We start from the raw sequence: 16,884 nt of genomic DNA, 5'->3' as shown, positions 1-16,884 counted from the left end.
TCGCCCCGGCAGAAGCAGCCTTGTGCTGCGAAGAGGCCCGTACGATCGATACAAATGCATCAAAGGGCCGGCCTTTTCTTCGCAGCACAATGCGCTCCCTGCAGGGTATGCTGCTGCCTTCGAACGACAGGAGACCGCGCCTTGGACTGGCACACCTTGCTTACCCGCGAACGGCTGGGCAAAGCCCTGTACAGCGCCGATGAACTCGGGCGCAGCCCCTTCCACAAAGACCATGACCGCATCATTTTCTCCGGTGCCTTCCGCCGCCTCGGCCGCAAGACCCAGGTGCACCCGGTGTCGAGCAACGACCATATCCATACGCGCCTGACTCATTCGCTGGAAGTCAGCTGCGTCGGCCGCTCGCTGGGGATGCGCGTCGGCGAGACCCTGCGCGACAACCTGCCGGACTGGTGCGCCCCCAGTGACCTGGGGATGATTGTGCAGTCAGCCTGCCTGGCCCACGACATCGGCAACCCGCCATTCGGCCACTCCGGCGAAGACGCCATTCGCCACTGGTTCCAGCAGGCCGCCGGGCGTGGCTGGCTGGACGACATGAGCGATGACGAACGGGCCGACTTTCTCAACTTCGAAGGCAATGCCCAGGGCTTTCGTGTGCTCACCCAACTGGAATACCACCAGTTCGATGGGGGGACCCGGCTGACCTATGCCACCCTCGGCACCTACCTCAAGTACCCGTGGAGCGCCCGCCATGCCGACGCCCTGGGCTACAAGAAGCACAAGTTCGGCAGCTATCAGAGCGAACTGCCCCTGCTCGAACAGATCGCCCGCAAGCTCGGCCTGCCGCAGCTGGAACACCAGCGCTGGGCGCGCCACCCACTGGTGTATCTGATGGAGGCTGCCGATGACATCTGCTACGCGCTGATCGACCTGGAAGACGGCCTGGAAATGGAGCTGCTGCAATACGCAGAAGTCGAAGCGCTGTTGCTTGACCTGGTCGGCGAAGACCTGCCAGAAACCTACCGCCAGCTCGGCCCACGCGATTCTCGTCGGCGCAAACTGGCCATCCTGCGCGGCAAGGCCATCGAACACCTGACCAATGCCGCCGCCCACGCCTTCGTCGAGCAGCAGCAGGCGTTGCTGGCCGGGCAACTGGCGGGCGACCTGGTGGAACACATGCATGGCCCAGCCAAACGCTGTGTACTGCAAGCCAAGGACATGGCGCGCAACAAAATCTTCCAGGACAAGCGCAAGACCCTGCACGAAATCGGCGCCTACACCACCCTGGAGATTCTGCTGAACACGTTCTGCGGTGCGGCCCTCGAGCAGCACGGTGGACGTACGCCATCGTTCAAGAGTCGCAGGGTGCTGGACCTGATCGGCAACAATGCGCCAGACCCGCATGCCTCGTTGCACAGCGCCTTCCTGCGCATGATCGACTTCATCGCCGGCATGACCGACAGCTATGCCAGCGAAATGGCCCGAGAGATGACCGGGCGCTCCAGCCCGACCTGAAACGCGTCGGTGCAGCGCGGGCTCGGCCAGGCGCTGCACCACGCTGCAGGAAACTTCCTACACCGAGGTAACCCCACTAAACGGCACGAATAAAAACTAATGAAAAGTTACCAAAATCGCTTTGACAGCGAGTTAAGCACACCTATTCCGTAGCCCATTTTGCTTTATCTTGTAAGCCGTTTCCCATATAAGCCTAACAGCCATTCCTCGCACGCCTGACGACTTCCAACTGCGATAAGGTGCCCACTGTCACCCTCAATCGACCGCAGGGAAGTTGAACATGCATTCCATATTTATCGTTGACGACCATCCGGTGATTCGCCTGGCCGTCCGTATGCTGCTGGAAAACCAGAACTACAAGATTGTCGGCGAGTCGGACAACGGCGTAGACGCCATGCAGATGATCCGCGAGAGCAACCCCGACCTGGTCATTCTCGACATCAGCATCCCCAAGCTAGACGGCCTGGAGGTGCTGGCCCGCTTTCAGAGCATGGCCCTGCCCTTGAAGGTTCTGGTACTGACTGCACAGTCCCCGGCATTGTTTGCCGTACGTTGCATGCACTCGGGCGCAGCGGGTTATGTTTGCAAGCAGGAAGACCTGAGCGAACTGCTCAGTGCAATCAAGGCCGTACTGGCCGGTTATAACTACTTCCCCAGCCAGGCAATAAAAAACAACCAGACGACCGACAGTGACCTGCAACTTTTCCGCCAGGTAAATGACCGCGAACTGATGGTGCTTCAACTTTTCGCCCAAGGCCGCAGCAACAAGGAAATTGCCAAGGGCATGTTTCTCAGCAGCAAGACTGTCAGCACCTACAAGAAGCGCCTCATGCACAAACTGCAAGTCAATACGCTGGTCGATCTGATCGAGATGGCCAAGCGCAACGCGCTGGTCTGAACATGGTCATGGCCCGAGCTATCAACTGCCTGCTGCTCGTTCTGCTGCTAAGCGGCGCAACACAGGCTGGCCATCGTGAAGCCGCGTCTTTTACGTTACTGGCGCGCTCATCGGCCCGCCCGGTCCAGCCCGTGCTCACGCCCGAACAACGGCAATGGCTCGAAGGCCAGCAGGAACTGGTACTGGGCACGTCGGCCCCCGACTATCCGCCGTTCGACATCACTGGTGGCGGCAACGACTACCAGGGCCTGACCGCCGAGTATGCAAGCCTGATCGGCAAGGCCTTGCAGTTGCCAGTGAGGGTGCTGCGTTTCTCCAGCCGGCAGGCGGCGGTGGAGGCGCTCAGGCACGGGGATATCGACCTGCTGGGCAGCGCCAATGGCTACGAAGCGGCCAGTGACGGCCTGGCACTGTCGCGCCCCTATGCCGTCGACCAACCTGTACTGGTAACGCGTGAAGACGAAAACCGGGCACTGGACATGGACCTTGCCGGCATGCGCCTGGGTATGCTCTACCACTATTTGCCCAGACAGGAAGTACTCACCGCCTACCCCAAGGCCGAGCTGCTGGCCTTTGGCTCTTCCAGCCAGGCACTGAATGCTGTCGCATTCGGCCAGGCCGACGTGTTCATCGGCGACACCATCTCCACGCACTACCAGCTCAACCGTGGTCATCTGCCCCGCCTGCGCATGGCCAACTTCGGCAAACACGAGGCCATCGGCTTCGGTTTCGCCTTGCGTCAGCAAGATACCGTGCTGCTGGACCTGGTGAACACCATCCTGGACAGGCAAAGCCCGGCCATACGCTCCAGTATCTTCAAACGCTGGAGCGCCGGCAGCGACCTGTTGCTGAGCGATCGCCAACTGCAATTGAGCGCGGCCGAGCAGCAGTGGCTGCAGAAGCATCCCGTGATGCGCGTGGCAGCCGATGACGCGGCTGCACCACTGTCCTATTTCGATGATTCGGGGCATTTCCGAGGCATCACCGCCGACCTGCTGGAACTCATTCGCCTGCGCACCGGGTTGCGTTTCGAAGTGCAGCGCGCCAGTGGCATTGCCGACATGGTCGCCCGCCTCAAGGATGGCCGGGCCGATGTCATCGCCGCACTGGCCAGCGCCGGTAAACCAGGGGACGACCTGCAAATCAGCCGCCCCTACCTCGAAAGCGCCTATGTGCTGGTCAACCACAAGGACAACAACACACTGAGTTCACTGGAGCAGTTGCAGGGGCATCGCATCGCCATTACCCGGGACAGTACCATGAACGCCATGCTGTCCCGGGACTACCCAAAGATAAGCTGGGTCGAGACCGAAAGCGCGTTCTACTCCATGGCGTTGCTCAACAGCGGGGCCGTCGATGCGGTGATCACCACCCTGATCGACGCCAACCACGCCTTGGCCAGCAACCCCGAACTGGTCATCCGCACCTCGGTCGGCAGCGAACCCGCCAACTTCGCCATGGCCACCACGGCTCCGTCACCGGCGCTGTTGTCTATCCTCGACAAGGCTTTGCTGAGTATCTCACCCGAGGAGCTGGGGGTAATCAACAACCGCTGGCGCGGCTTTGGCAGGCATGAGGATGACAACACCAAAGTCTACAGCCGCCTTGCCCTGCAGGTGGTGCTGGCCACGGTCGTGCTCTTGTTGCTGGCCCTGCTCTGGAATGCCCGCCTGCGCCTGCAGATTCGCCAGCGCCAGCGCGCCGAACGCGCGCTGAACGACCAGTTGGCATTCATGCGCGCCCTGCTCAACGGTACGCCCCACCCCATGTATGTGCGCGACCGCGAGGGTTGCCTGAAAAGTTGCAACTACAGCTACCTTGAAGCCGTGCAGGCCCGCTCCGATCAGGTGATCGGCAAAAAACTCAAGGACAGCCTGTTTGCCGATTCCGAGCAGGCTCGGCAGATCCAGGCTGATTACCAGAAAGTCATGGCGGCGGGCTCGCCGCTGATCAAGGACCGCCCACTACGGATCAAAGGCCGGGCATTGACTATCTACCACTGGATCTTGCCGTACCGCGACTCTCTGGGTGAGGTACAGGGGATCATCGGCGGCTGGATCGACATCAGCGAACGCCGGCAACTGGTCATGGAGCTGCGCCAGGCCAAGCAGCAGGCCGACGATGCCAACCGCGCCAAGAGCACGTTCCTGGCGACCATCAGCCACGAAATCCGCACCCCGATGAATGCCGTCATCGGCATGCTGGAACTGGCGGTCAAGCGCGCCGACCAGGGCCGGGTGGACCGAAGCGCGCTGGAACTGGCACACCATTCGGCCAAAGACCTGCTAGGCCTGATCGGTGACATTCTCGACATCGTGCGCATCGAGTCCGGGCACTTGTCCCTGGCCCCGGAGGTGGTCGACCTGGCGGCGCTGGTCGAATCGGTGGCGCGCATTTTCGACGGCCAGGCGCGGCAGAAAGGCCTGGCCCTGGAGGTGCAGATCGCCCCGGCCGCACGCTGCCCTGTCCTGCTTGACCCGCTGCGCTTCAAGCAGGTGCTGTCCAACCTGGTGAGCAATGCCATCAAGTTCACCGAGCATGGTCAGGTGCGCATCTGCGTCAGCCTGCTGGATGACGGTACCAGCACACCCGCCGTACTGGAGCTGGAGGTGCGCGACAGTGGCATCGGCATCCACCCCGACGACCTGCAGCGCCTGTTCAACCCGTTCATCCAGGCCAACCCGCACAGCCAGGGCGCCCGCGCAGGTACCGGGCTGGGCCTGGCCATCTGCCGTAACCTGTGCGAAATGATGGGCGGCAGCCTGTCCATGAAAAGCCTGGAGGATGTCGGTACCCAGGTGCGCCTGAAGATGCCGCTGCAACGGGTGGATGGCGCAGAGCAGCCGAAACCGCTGCCCGAGCAGCTCGACGTGCCCGACCCACGGCTGAACGTGCTGGTCATTGATGATCACCCGGCCAACCTGCAACTGATGGCGCAACAACTTGGCTACCTGGGCCTGGAGCACGCCAGCGCCCGCGATGGGCGGGAAGGCCTGGCGACCTGGCGGGAAGGCGACTTCGATGTGCTGGTACTCGACTGCAACATGCCGCACATGAACGGTTACCAGCTGGCGACTGCCGTGCGCGCCGAAGAACGCCAGGGCAAGCGCCCCCCCTGCACCATCCTCGGCTATACCGCCAACGCACAGCCGGAAGTACGCCGCAAGTGCCTGACCGCCGGCATGGACGACTGCCTGCTCAAGCCCATCAGCCTGAGCACCCTCAGCCAGCGCCTGGCTGGCATTCGCCCGCGCCGCCAGCAACGCCCCCGCCGCAAGCTGTACCAGCTGGACGGCCTGGCCGCCGTGGTCGGGCCTGACCCGGTTGACCGTCAGCGCTTCCTGGAGACCTTGCATCAGAGCCTTCAGGCCGACCTGGCCAGCCTGATGGCGCTTCACCCGCAACACGACAGCGGCGCCATTGCCGAGCAGGCCCACAAGGTGCTCAGCGCCGCACGCATGCTGGAAGCCCCTGACCTGATGGCGGCCTGTGAAGCCCTGGAGGCCAGCGACTTGCCCACTGCCCAGGTGCGCCTGCGGCGCCAGGCACTGGCACGGCATATGTGCCGAGTGGAACGTGCCCTGGCCAAGGAATTGGCCACCAGCACGGATACTCAGGCAGGCAACCAGACGTGTTAACTGGTAGACTGCGCGGCGTTATTACCTAAGAGGATTGTTTCATGGCCACAAACCGCTCCCGTCGTCTGCGCAAGAAGCTGTGTGTCGACGAGTTTCAGGAATTGGGCTTCGAGCTGAACCTGGAATTCAAGGAAGATCTGGATGACCAGGCAATCGATGCTTTCCTCGACGCGTTCCTGGAAGAAGCCATGGACGCCAACGGCCTGGATTATGTAGGCGGTGACGATTTCGGCCTGGTGTGCTCGGTCAAACGCGGCTCGGTCAGCGAAGAACAGCGCGCTGCCGTTGAAGCCTGGCTCAAAGGCCGCAGCGAACTGACCAAAATCGAAGTCAGCCCGCTGCTGGATGCCTGGTACCCGGAAAAGCCTATCAACAAGGCTGAGTGATACTTGTCAGCTTCGGGCTGAAAGGTTGATTGCTGAAAAGGCCACCCCATTCGGGTGGCCTTTTTATTGGCGATGCTTTTCCGTCGAACGTGACGCATCGTGGCTGCGCTTGGGGCATAATGCGTAGTGTTTACGTCGTGGGGCCATCATCTCTTACAGCCCCAAAGCCCTTTTCCCTCGCCGCAGGGTATTCACTCACTATGATCAAAACGCTTCGTCCCCTCATACTTGCCGGCCTGCTGTTGCCACTTGCCTTGCCCAGCCACGCCGCCGTCAATACCACCCTGCCTGCCAAAGTGCAGCAGGCGCTCAAGGCCAACAAGCTGCAGGACACAGCGCTGTCGCTGGTGATGCTGCCGCTGGATGGCCCCGGCACCCCGACCGTGTTCAATGCCGATGTGTCGGTGAACCCGGCCTCGACCATGAAATTGGTCACGACCTACGCCGCCCTCGAACTGCTTGGCCCGACCTTCCAGTGGAAAACCGAGTTCTACACCGACGGCACCCTGAGCAACGGTGTGCTTAACGGTAACCTGTACCTTAAAGGTGGCGGTGACCCCAAACTGAACATGGAAAAGCTGTGGCTGCTGATGCGTGACCTGCGCGCCAATGGCGTGCGCACCGTCACCGGTGACCTGGTGCTGGACCGCAGCCATTTCGTGCAGCCCAACCTGCCGCAGTTCAACGACGACGGCGGTGATGATAACAAGCCGTTCCTGGTCAAGCCCGACTCGCTGCTGGTCAACCTCAAGGCCCTGCGCTTCGTGGCGCGCAATGATGGTGGCAAAGTCACCGTCGCAGTCGAGCCGCCGATTGCCAGTATCCGTATCGACAACCAGGTCAAGCCGGTAGCCTCAAAGAAATGCACCGGTGATGTGCGCTACAACCCGGTGCCCCAGGCCGACGGCATCAGTGTCACGGTCAGCGGCCAACTGGGTGACGGCTGCAACTCGCAAACCTACCTGTCGCTGCTCGACCATTCCACCTACGCCGCCGGTGCCGTGCGCGCAATCTGGAACGAACTGGGTGGCAACATCCAGGGTGGCGACCGCATCGAGAATGTGCCCAAGAGTGCTCGCCTGCTGGCCCGCGCCTTCTCGCCAGACCTGGTGGAAGTGATCCGCGACATCAACAAGTACAGCAACAACACCATGGCCCAGCAGCTGTTCCTGAGCCTTGGCGCGCAGTTCCGCACCGATGCCGATGGTGACGACGCCCGTGCTGCCCAGCGCGTGGTACGCCAATGGCTGGCGAAAAAGGGTATTACTGCGCCGCATCTGGTGATGGAAAACGGCTCTGGCCTGTCGCGTGCCGAACGGGTCAGTACCCGAGAAATGGCCGAGATGCTGAAAGCCGCCTGGAAGAGCCCTTACGCTGCCGAATTCATGAGCTCGATGCCGCTGGTGGGCATGGACGGCACGATGCGCAAGCGTCTCAAGCGCACCGCGATGACCGGTGAAGGGCACATCAAGACCGGCACACTGAACACTGTGCGGGCGATTGCCGGCTTCAGTCGCGACAGCAACGGCCATACCTGGGCGGTGGCAGCGATTCTCAACGACCCTAAACCGTGGGGTGCCTCGCAGGTGCTGGATCAGGTGTTGCTTGACCTGTATCGCCAGCCGAAGCTGGCTGGCAGTACAGCAGCTAATTGATTGGTTAGCCTGTATTGGCCTTTTCGCGGGTGAACCCGCTCCTACAGGGGTGAGCACGGCTTACCAAACCTGTGCAACCTGTAGGAGCGGTTTTCGCCGCGAAAGGCTCGGTACCGGCAACCGACAGCGCTTAGGCCGACTCCCCCTCCACCCGGTCCCGCCCGGCCTGTTTGGCCGCATACACGCCGGCGTCGGCGCGCAACAGCAAGGCATCAGCGCCTTCGCCCGACCGCCAACCCGCCACCCCAAAGCTTGCAGTCACCTGGCCCACGCCTTCCACCGGCACATTGCGCACCCCTTGCCACAACTCCAGCGCCAGCAACCGCGCCTGATCGACATCGCTGCCCGGGCAAAGCACCATGAACTCTTCCCCGCCCAAGCGGCAAAACACATCGGTACGCCGTAAACGCTGACCGATGCGCTGGCACAGGCTACGCAGCACCCGGTCGCCGACGGCATGGCCGAAGCGGTCGTTGATGCGCTTGAAGTGATCGATGTCGAGCATGATCACCGCCAGCGCCAAGCCATCGCGCTGGGCCCGTTCCAGTTCGATCTTGAGCCGCTCCTGGAAGTAGCGACGATTATGGATACCGGTCAGCGAGTCTGTGACCGACAGCGCCCGCAACTCTTCCTCCACGCCCTTCAGGTCGGAGATGTCAGTCAGGTAGCCATGCCACAGCGTGCAGCCCTGCTCGCCCACTTCCGGGGTCGCCTCGCCACGCACCCAGCGCAGTCCGGCCCGGGGCAGGCAGACCCGATACTCCTCGCGCCAGGGTGACAGGTGTTCGGCCGAATAGCGCACCGAGCGGCGCACGCGCTCCAGGTCATCGGGGTGGATACGTTCGAACACCCTCGAGGCATCCTCACGTAATTGCATGAGGTCGACCTCATAAATGTCATACAGGCCCATGCTGGCATATGGAAAACACGAATGGCCGTTGGCATCCAGGCGATATTGGTAGATGCCGCCCGGCACCTCGGCACTGAGCTTTTCCAGCAACCGGTCACGCGCTGCCAACGCCTCATGCACCCGGCGCCGCTCGGTCACGTCAATGCAGATGGCCAGGTAGCCAACCCACAACCCCTGTTCGTCGAGCATGGCAGTCACTAGCATGTTGGCGACCAGCTGGCTGCCATCAGCCCGTAGCAAGGTCCACTCGCCAGGCTCGGCCCCGTGCTCCTGTACCGTTTCAGCGAACATCGCCTGGCCCCCAGCAATGGCGCGGCCAAAACGCAAGCTCAAGGCATGGGCACGCAGGTTCAGCTCCTCCGGCAGCACCAGGTCTTCAAGGCGCAAGCGGCCGATCGCTTCGCTGGCCGCGTAACCGAGCATGCGTTCGGCACCGGCGTTGAACGTGCTGACCACCCCCTTGAGGTTGGTGGCGATGATCGCCACCTGGGTCGCGGCATCCAGCACACTGCGCAGTTGGTTGTGGGTGCCACGCAACGACTGCTCGCTGACCTGCAACTCGGCCGTACGCTGAGCGACCAAGGCCAGGGCGCGCTGACGCTGGCTCAACAGGCTGTAGAGCAGCACGCTGAGCAACAGGCTCAACAGTCCGCCCAACAAACCGACCGCCAGCACTGCCGAGGAGCGGTTCGCCTGCACGAACGCCTGGCTCGGCTGAATGCTCAGCTGGAAATAATGATCGGCCAGGCGCAACAACTGATTGCTGGCCAGGGCCAAGGGCGCGACCTGATTTTGCGAATCGAACATCACGACGGGGCCTTGTAACCCAGACGGGTCCGTGATGCGCACGACAAGGTTGTCATCCGTCGCTACCGGCCGACCGTCGCTGACCAGCTCGCGCATGCTCAGCAAGGCCACCACATAACCCGCTGCAGCACCGCGGGGGTCGGCATCGGAAAATACCGGCGCGACCATCAACAGGCCGCGCTCTGCCGAGTGGGTATCGAACAGGGCCAATGGCTCGGACACCGCCATGCTGCCTGGCCCCAACGCCCGCGCCAAGGCCGCCTGAGGCTCGCTTCGGCCAGCGAGGTCCAGGCCGTAGGGCAACCCGGGCAGTTCGCCCGATTGGGTATAGAGTACCGGGAAGTAATGATCGCGCTGCGACGCCGGGCGCCACTGGCCTTGCGCGTCCTTGTCCCGGATCACATAGCCTGGGCCGGTATGGTCACTGGCCAGGCGCTCGAATTCGGCGCGTTGCGCAGCCTCGACGCGCGGCGCCCAGGCATAGGCCAGGGTGCGCTGCAGCAGTGGCCGGGCATAGCCGTCGAATTCGCGCGGGCTGATGTCGTTGGAAAAGCTGAAAAACCGCCGCAGCCCATCCAGGCGCTGCTGCTGTTCGTCAAAACGCTCGCCAATACGGCTGGCGCGCTCGCTGGCCAGCAGCTCGAAGCGCTGGCGCAGTTGCTGTTTGTAGAAGGTGTGCGCGGCAAATGCCAAGGCGGCGGTCAACAAGCCGCCCGCCACCAGTGCAATCAGCGCCATCGCCCAGGCGGACGCCCTCTCTGTGCACAAGCCAAGCAACCGCGCAAGCACGCCACACTTTGACATACACCCATCTCGTCACGTCAGCGTCCTGCGGATTATCTTGCCCTGCCCTCAGTTATAGCTATTGGCCATTAGCCGTGCAATGTACCTCGTCGCCTCAACGAAGCTGCAAACGCCAGGCGCGATGGATACGGTTATTACGGGCGAAGTCCGGGTCCAGGGTCTGCGCGCTGATTTCTTCCACCACGTAACGCGCCATCAGGTGCTCGTCCAGCTGGAACTTGCGGAAGTTGTTGGAGAAATACAGCACACCACCCGGCGCCAGACGGGCCATGGCCAGGTCCAACAGCTGAACATGGTCACGCTGCACGTCGAATACACCTTCCATGCGCTTGGAGTTGGAGAAGGTTGGCGGGTCGATGAAGATCAGGTCGTAGCTGTCACGGTTGCCTTCCAGCCAAGCCATTACATCGCTTTGCTCCAGGCGGTTGCGCTCGGAATAGCCATTGAGTGCCAGGTTACGCCGCGCCCAGTCCAGGTAGGTTTTCGACAGGTCGACGCTGGTGGTGCTGCGCGCACCGCCCTTGGCCGCGTGCACGGTGGCCGTGGCGGTGTAGCAGAACAGGTTGAGGAAGCGCTTGCCGGCAGCCTCACGCTGGATGCGCATACGCATCGGGCGGTGGTCGAGGAACAGCCCGGTATCCAGGTAGTCGGTGAGGTTGACCAGCAGCTTGACGCCACCTTCGTTCACTTCCTGGAAGCGGCCCTCGGTAGCCTGACGTTCGTACTGGCGCGTGCCGCTTTGCCGCTCGCGACGTTTGAGCACTACACGCTGCGGCGAAATGCCCAACGCCTGCGGGATGGCCGCCAGTGCATCGAGCAGACGCGCCTGAGCCTTGTCCGGGTCGACCGAACGTGGCGCGGCGTATTCCTGCACGTGTACCCAGTCCTGGTACAGGTCGACCGCCAGGGCATATTCAGGCATGTCGGCATCGTACAGGCGATAGCAGTCGACCTGCTCGCGACGGGCCCACTTGCCCAGTTGCTTGAGGTTCTTCTGCAGGCGGTTGGCAAACATCTGCGCCCCTTCCGACAGCCGCGCGGGCTCGCTGGCCTGCGGCACCTGCTGGCGGGCTTCGGTGCCTTCAGGCTGCGCTTCGCGGCGTTCACCGGTGACGAACTGGTCAGGCTGCACCTTGAACAGCAGCAGCTTGCATGGCAATGCGCCGTTCCAGAACGCGTACTGCTTGTGGCTACGAATGCCCATGCGCTTGCCCAGTTGCGGCGCACCAGTGAATACCGCTGCTTCCCAGCCCATGCAGGCCTGGCGCAGGCGCTCGCCCAGATTCTGGTAGAGGTACAGCAGGCTGGCTTCGTCACCCAGACGCTCACCGTAGGGCGGGTTGCTGATGACCAGGCCTTTCTGGTTCTGGTCCGGGCGTGGCTCGAAGGTACTGACTTCGCCTTGGTAGATCTTCACCCAGTCGCCCAAGCCGGCACGCTCGACGTTGTTGCGGCCCGGCTGGATCAGCCGCGGGTCAGCCTCGTAGCCACGGATCCACAGCGGTGGCTTGGCCAGGCCGGCCTGCGCGCGCGCCTGCGCTTCGTCATGCACCTTGCGCCACAGCGCCGGCACATGGCCGAGCCAGGCACTGAAGCCCCAGCGTTCGCGCTTGAGGTTGGGGGCGATATCGGCGGCGATCATCGCTGCCTCGACCAGGAAGGTACCCACACCGCACATCGGGTCGGCCAGCGCACCACCTTCGGCAGCAATACGCGGCCAGCCAGCACGGATCAGCACCGCTGCCGCCAGGTTTTCCTTCAGCGGCGCGGCGCCTTGCTGCAGGCGGTAGCCACGCTGGTGCAGGCTGTGCCCGGACAGGTCGAGGGACAATATGGCCTCGCCGCGGTCCAGGCGCAGGTGCACACGCACGTCAGGGTCGATCTTTTCGACTGACGGGCGCAGGCCTTCGCGGTTACGCAGCTTGTCGACGATCGCATCCTTGACCTTCAGCGCACCGAAGTGAGTATTGTCGATGCCTGAGCCATGGCCGCTGAACTCCACAGCCAGGGTGCCGTCGGCTGCCAGGTGGTCAGCCCAGTCGACCGCATGCACGCCGTCGTAAAGGTCGTCGGCGTTCTTCATCGAGAAGCGCTTGAGCACCAGTAATACGCGGTTGGCCAGACGTGACCAGACACACAGGCGGTAAGCAGTTTCCATGTCGGCGGCGCCGCGAATGGCCGAGGTGTGCTCGCGCACCTCGTCAAGGCCGAGGCCCTTGGCCTCTTCGGCGAGCAGGCTTTCAAGGCCTTTGGGACAGGTGAGGTAAAGTTCGAAACGGTCCGACATGAGTATTCCAGCGCCTTGGGCTATTTGACTGACGGGGCGACGCATCGCCCCGCGATGTTTGCCCGTACACCTTTCCAGCAGGCGTGCGGGTGGCCCTCTGCGGCACACAACGTGCTGCAGAAAAGCCGGGCCGCCTGACCGATCCGTGCTTGGCCCAGTGGCAAAGACAGCTTAGATCATCAGGCAGTACGCGTAATTCTGGCGATCTGCGGGCCAAAGTGACCCTTCGTCGCATTTCAAATTATTTCTGTCATCCGCAAACAACGCTGGCGAAATGACGTCAAAGAACGGCAAACCCCGATCATTGCAGGGCTAAACACCAAACAAGGTTGAGTCGCATTTATTTACTTATCCCCTCACCCTTGGAAAGGTTACGTGCTTATGACAAATCGATCATTCACACCGTGACTCGCATTCGATAGAACTGGTCTCAGGCCGCTTCGCAACGAGGCGGCACTTTCAGCTCGCCACGCCGGCAGCGAGCGCAAACCGGCAGAACGACTCTGCCCGGCCTCGGAGAGGCCGACGGGACATTACAGTCAACAAGTGAGGGCAACACCCTATGAGAAGACTTAAGCGTGATCCGTTGGAAAGAGCATATTCACGTGGCTACCAATACGGGGTTACCGGCAAATCCCGCGAACTTTGCCCCTTCAATCTTCCTTCTGTTCGCCAAGCCTGGATCAACGGCTGGCGTGAAGGTCGCGGTGATAACTGGGACGGAATGACTGGCACCGCTGGCATCCATAGACTCAACGAAAATCACGCCGTTGGCTGAACGAGGACACTGAATTCGATTTACCATGCACGCCCCATCCGGGCGGCGGGCGAAGGCCCAGGGGCCCCTTGAAGGGGCCCTTTTTTATGCCTTGGCAAACCTCATAAGCTGTACCCACACTATCCCTGCAAGAGCGGGCTTGCCCGCGAATCGGCCCGTCAGGTCACCGCGGCATTGCCGCGATAGCATCCACCGCTTCGCGAATCAGCGCCGGCCCTTTGTAAATGAAGCCCGAGTAGATCTGCACCAGGCTCGCCCCGGCTGCGATCTTCTCGGCAGCATGGCGGCCTTCGGTAATGCCACCGGCGGCAATGATCGGCAACTTGCCGCCCAGCTCACCTGCCAGCACCTTGACGATATGAGTGCTCTTCTCCCGCACCGGTGCGCCCGACAGACCGCCCGCCTCACCACCGTACGGCAGTGCTTCGACGCCTTCACGCCCCAGCGTGGTGTTGGTGGCGATCACCGCATCCATGCCCGACGCCATCAGCGCGGCGGCCACCAGCGCCGTTTCTTCGTCGCTCATGTCCGGTGCGATCTTGATTGCCAGGGGCACGCGCTTGCCATGTGTACCGGCCAGTTGCTCGCGTCGCTCGGCCAGGGCATCGAGCAACTGCTTGAGCGAGTCGCCGAACTGCAGGCTGCGCAGGCCCGGGGTGTTGGGCGAGCTGACATTGACCGTGATGTAGCTGGCGGCGGTGTAGACCTTGTCCAGGCAGATCAGATAGTCATCGACGGCACGTTCGACCGGGGTATCGAAGTTCTTGCCGATGTTGATGCCCAGCACCCCCTTGTAGCGCGAGGCGCGTACGCGGTCGAGCAGGTGATCAACGCCCAGGTTGTTGAAGCCCATGCGGTTGATGATGGCCGTGGCTTCCGGCAGGCGGAACAACCGTGGCTTGGGGTTGCCTGGCTGCGGACGCGGGGTGACAGTGCCGATTTCGACAAAGCCGAAGCCCAGCTGGGCGAAGCCGTCGATGGCCGCGCCGTTCTTGTCCAGGCCAGCTGCCAGCCCCACCGGGTTGGCGAAGTTCAAGCCCATGACCGAAACCGGCAATGACGCCGGTTGCTTGCACAGCATGCCGTTGAGGCCCATACGGCCACCGGCGCCGATCAGGTCCAGGGACAGGTCGTGGGAAGTTTCCGGGGAAAGCTTGAACAGCAGCTGGCGGGCCAGGGTATACATGGGCGGGCAAGGCTCAGGGTGAGTGAGGGGGCGATTATAGCCAGCGCGGGGCTGGCAGGACAGCAAATCGTGGAGCGCTTGGCACATCGGTTGCACCTGTTCAGCCCACAGCCTTATCAGTAAGGGCGAGGACTCTTGTGAACACTGTACCCCGAGCAACGCCCCTGGCCTGGGTCAACGGCAGCGACGCGCCGGAAAAAACCAGCCTGAACATCGGCTACATGGCCCTGACCGACTGCGCCTCGGTCGTGGTCGCCGCCACCCAGGGCTTCGCCCAGCAGCACGGCCTTACCCTCAACCTCAAGCGCCAGGGCTCGTGGGCCGGGCTGCGCGACAAGCTGGTCAGCGGCGAACTGGACGCCGCGCATTGCCTGTATGGCCTGGTCTACGCCGTGCACCTGGGCATTGGCGGCGTACCTGCCAGCGACATGGCCGTGCTCATGGGGCTGAACCAGAACGCCCAGGCGATCAACCTGTCCCCTGCCTTGCAGCGCAAAGGCGTGACCAACCCTGAGGCACTGGCGCGCCTGGTGCACCAGCATGGCGCACGCCTGACGTTCGCCCAGACCTTCCCCACCGGCACCCACGCCATGTGGTTGTATTACTGGCTGGCCAGCCAGGGCATCCACCCGCTGCGCGACGTCGATAGCGTCGTGGTGCCACCGGCGCAGATGGCTGCACACCTCCAGGCCGGGCGCATCGACGGCTTCTGCGTTGGTGAGCCCTGGGCCGCCGACGCGGTGGCCAAAGGCCAAGGCTTCACCCTGGCCACCAGCCAGTCGATCTGGCCGGATCACCCGGAAAAGGTCCTGGCCTGCGCGCGCGTCTTTGCCGAGCAATACCCCAACAGCGCCCGCGCGTTGATCAAGGCGATCCTCACCGCCAGCCGGTTCATCGAACAAAGCCCGGAAAACCGCCGCAGCACTGCGCAACTGCTCAGCGCAAGTGCCTATCTGGACACCCCGCTGGACAGCATAGCCCCCCGCCTGCTCGGCCATTATGAGGATGGCCTGGGCAACCAGTGGCAAGACCCACACGCGCTGCGCCTGTTCGACCAAGGCCGGGCCAACCTGCCCTACCTGTCCGACGGTATGTGGTTCATGACCCAGTTCCGCCGCTGGGGCCTGCTGCGCGAAGACCCCGACTACTTCGGCGTGGCCCGGCAAGTCCAGCAACTGCAGTTGTACAGTGAGGCCGCACAGACCCTGGGCATCGCTTGCCCGGGCCAACCGATGCGCAGCAGCCTGCTGATCGATGGCTCCCGATGGGACGGCAGCGACCCCTTCGGCTATGCCCGCAGTTTCAGCTTGCATGCCTTGGGCGACTTGCCCGATGCCCGCGTCGGCGCGTGAGGGGGACGAACATGTTGCGCATCCTGCTGATCGACGACACCCAGAGCAAGCTCGGTCGCCTCAGGGCGGCGTTGAGTGAGGCCGGCTTCGAGATCATCGAAGCCCCAGACCTGACCATCGACCTGCCCGCCTGCGTCGAAACGGTGCGCCCGGACGTGGTGCTGATCGACACCGACTCGCCAGACCGCGATGTAATGGAACAGGTAGTGCTGGTCAGCCGTGACCAGCCGCGGCCCATCGTGTTGTTCACCGACGAGCACGACCCCGGGATGATGCGTCAGGCGATCCAGGCAGGGGTCAGTGCCTATATCGTCGAAGGCATCCATGCTGCGCGGCTGCAGCCGATCCTGGACGTGGCCATGGCCCGCTTCGAAAGCGACCAGGCACTGAAGGCGCAGCTGCTGGCGCGCGACCAGCAATTGGCCGAACGCAAGCGCATCGAGCAGGCCAAAGGCTTGCTGATGAAAATGAAGGACTGCAACGAAGAGCAGGCCTACACCCTGATGCGTCGCCAGGCCATGAGCCGGCAGCAGAAGCTGATCCAGGTGGCCGAACAGATCATTGCCATGCATGAGATGCTCGGCTGATGCGCTGAAAATCTCAAGCCTGCCCCACCAGAAGTTGGCCCATCTCTTGCTCAACAAATTTCACCGGTAGCCAACGGCGGTTACCCCACTTGAATCCCGACAAAGACGTCGCTCTCCCCTCCA

At 62.6% G+C, this 16,884-nt stretch carries 11 protein-coding genes; 8 read left to right on the top strand and 3 right to left on the bottom strand.

What is annotated here, in order from left to right; all coding sequences use genetic code 11:
- The first annotated feature begins 141 nt into the window (after nt 1-141).
- From V6093_RS25845 to dacB, 5 genes are all read left to right on the top strand, one after another.
- Entirely contained in the window at nt 142-1,473 is a 1,332-nt protein-coding gene (locus tag V6093_RS25845; RefSeq protein WP_003248702.1) for a deoxyguanosinetriphosphate triphosphohydrolase, read from the top strand.
- Between the two features lie 280 nt (nt 1,474-1,753).
- Nucleotides 1,754-2,371, top strand: coding sequence for a response regulator transcription factor (locus V6093_RS25840; RefSeq protein WP_003248700.1), 618 nt, complete (start codon nt 1,754-1,756; stop codon nt 2,369-2,371).
- A gap of 8 nt (nt 2,372-2,379) precedes the next feature.
- Entirely contained in the window at nt 2,380-6,009 is a 3,630-nt protein-coding gene (locus V6093_RS25835) for an ATP-binding protein (protein ID WP_108078210.1), read from the top strand.
- Between the two features lie 41 nt (nt 6,010-6,050).
- Complete coding sequence (locus tag V6093_RS25830; protein WP_003248695.1) at nt 6,051-6,395, top strand: YggL family protein; 345 nt, start codon at nt 6,051-6,053, stop codon at nt 6,393-6,395.
- Nucleotides 6,396-6,595: 200 nt separating this feature from the next.
- The gene (gene dacB / locus V6093_RS25825; RefSeq protein ID WP_102885170.1) at nt 6,596-8,050 is read left to right on the top strand and encodes a D-alanyl-D-alanine carboxypeptidase/D-alanyl-D-alanine-endopeptidase; all 1,455 of its coding nucleotides are present in this window, start codon (nt 6,596-6,598) and stop codon (nt 8,048-8,050) included.
- Nucleotides 8,051-8,180: 130 nt separating this feature from the next.
- Here the strand turns inward: dacB and V6093_RS25820 are convergent, their stop codons facing one another.
- Both V6093_RS25820 and rlmKL read right to left on the bottom strand, forming a co-directional pair.
- Entirely contained in the window at nt 8,181-10,571 is a 2,391-nt protein-coding gene (locus V6093_RS25820) for a GGDEF domain-containing protein (protein WP_256819428.1), read from the bottom strand.
- 94 nt (nt 10,572-10,665) lie between these two features.
- Nucleotides 10,666-12,858, bottom strand: a complete 2,193-nt coding sequence (rlmKL, locus tag V6093_RS25815; RefSeq protein ID WP_004576445.1) for a bifunctional 23S rRNA (guanine(2069)-N(7))-methyltransferase RlmK/23S rRNA (guanine(2445)-N(2))-methyltransferase RlmL — start codon at nt 12,856-12,858, stop codon at nt 10,666-10,668.
- A gap of 562 nt (nt 12,859-13,420) precedes the next feature.
- On the opposite strand from rlmKL, the gene rmf reads away from it, so the two are divergent.
- Nucleotides 13,421-13,636, top strand: coding sequence for a ribosome modulation factor (gene rmf / locus V6093_RS25810; RefSeq protein ID WP_003248687.1), 216 nt, complete (start codon nt 13,421-13,423; stop codon nt 13,634-13,636).
- A 163-nt stretch (nt 13,637-13,799) separates the two neighbouring features.
- On the opposite strand, the gene V6093_RS25805 is transcribed toward rmf, so the two are convergent.
- Entirely contained in the window at nt 13,800-14,822 is a 1,023-nt protein-coding gene (locus V6093_RS25805; protein ID WP_003248679.1) for a quinone-dependent dihydroorotate dehydrogenase, read from the bottom strand.
- A gap of 137 nt (nt 14,823-14,959) precedes the next feature.
- Here V6093_RS25805 and V6093_RS25800 point away from each other — a divergent pair, with 137 nt between their 5' ends.
- The gene (locus tag V6093_RS25800; RefSeq protein WP_265979722.1) at nt 14,960-16,174 is read left to right on the top strand and encodes a CmpA/NrtA family ABC transporter substrate-binding protein; all 1,215 of its coding nucleotides are present in this window, start codon (nt 14,960-14,962) and stop codon (nt 16,172-16,174) included.
- A gap of 11 nt (nt 16,175-16,185) precedes the next feature.
- Nucleotides 16,186-16,761: an ANTAR domain-containing response regulator gene (locus tag V6093_RS25795; RefSeq protein ID WP_003248677.1), complete on the top strand. Its 576-nt coding sequence runs from the start codon at nt 16,186-16,188 to the stop codon at nt 16,759-16,761.
- Nucleotides 16,762-16,884 lie beyond the last annotated feature (123 nt).

The organism is Pseudomonas putida group bacterium ESBL64, from assembly GCF_045277175.1.
Classification (GTDB): Bacteria; Pseudomonadota; Gammaproteobacteria; order Pseudomonadales; family Pseudomonadaceae; genus Aquipseudomonas; species Aquipseudomonas alloputida.
The sequence above is the reverse complement of the archived record's forward strand: the minus strand, read 5'-3'. Positions and strand labels throughout refer to the sequence as shown.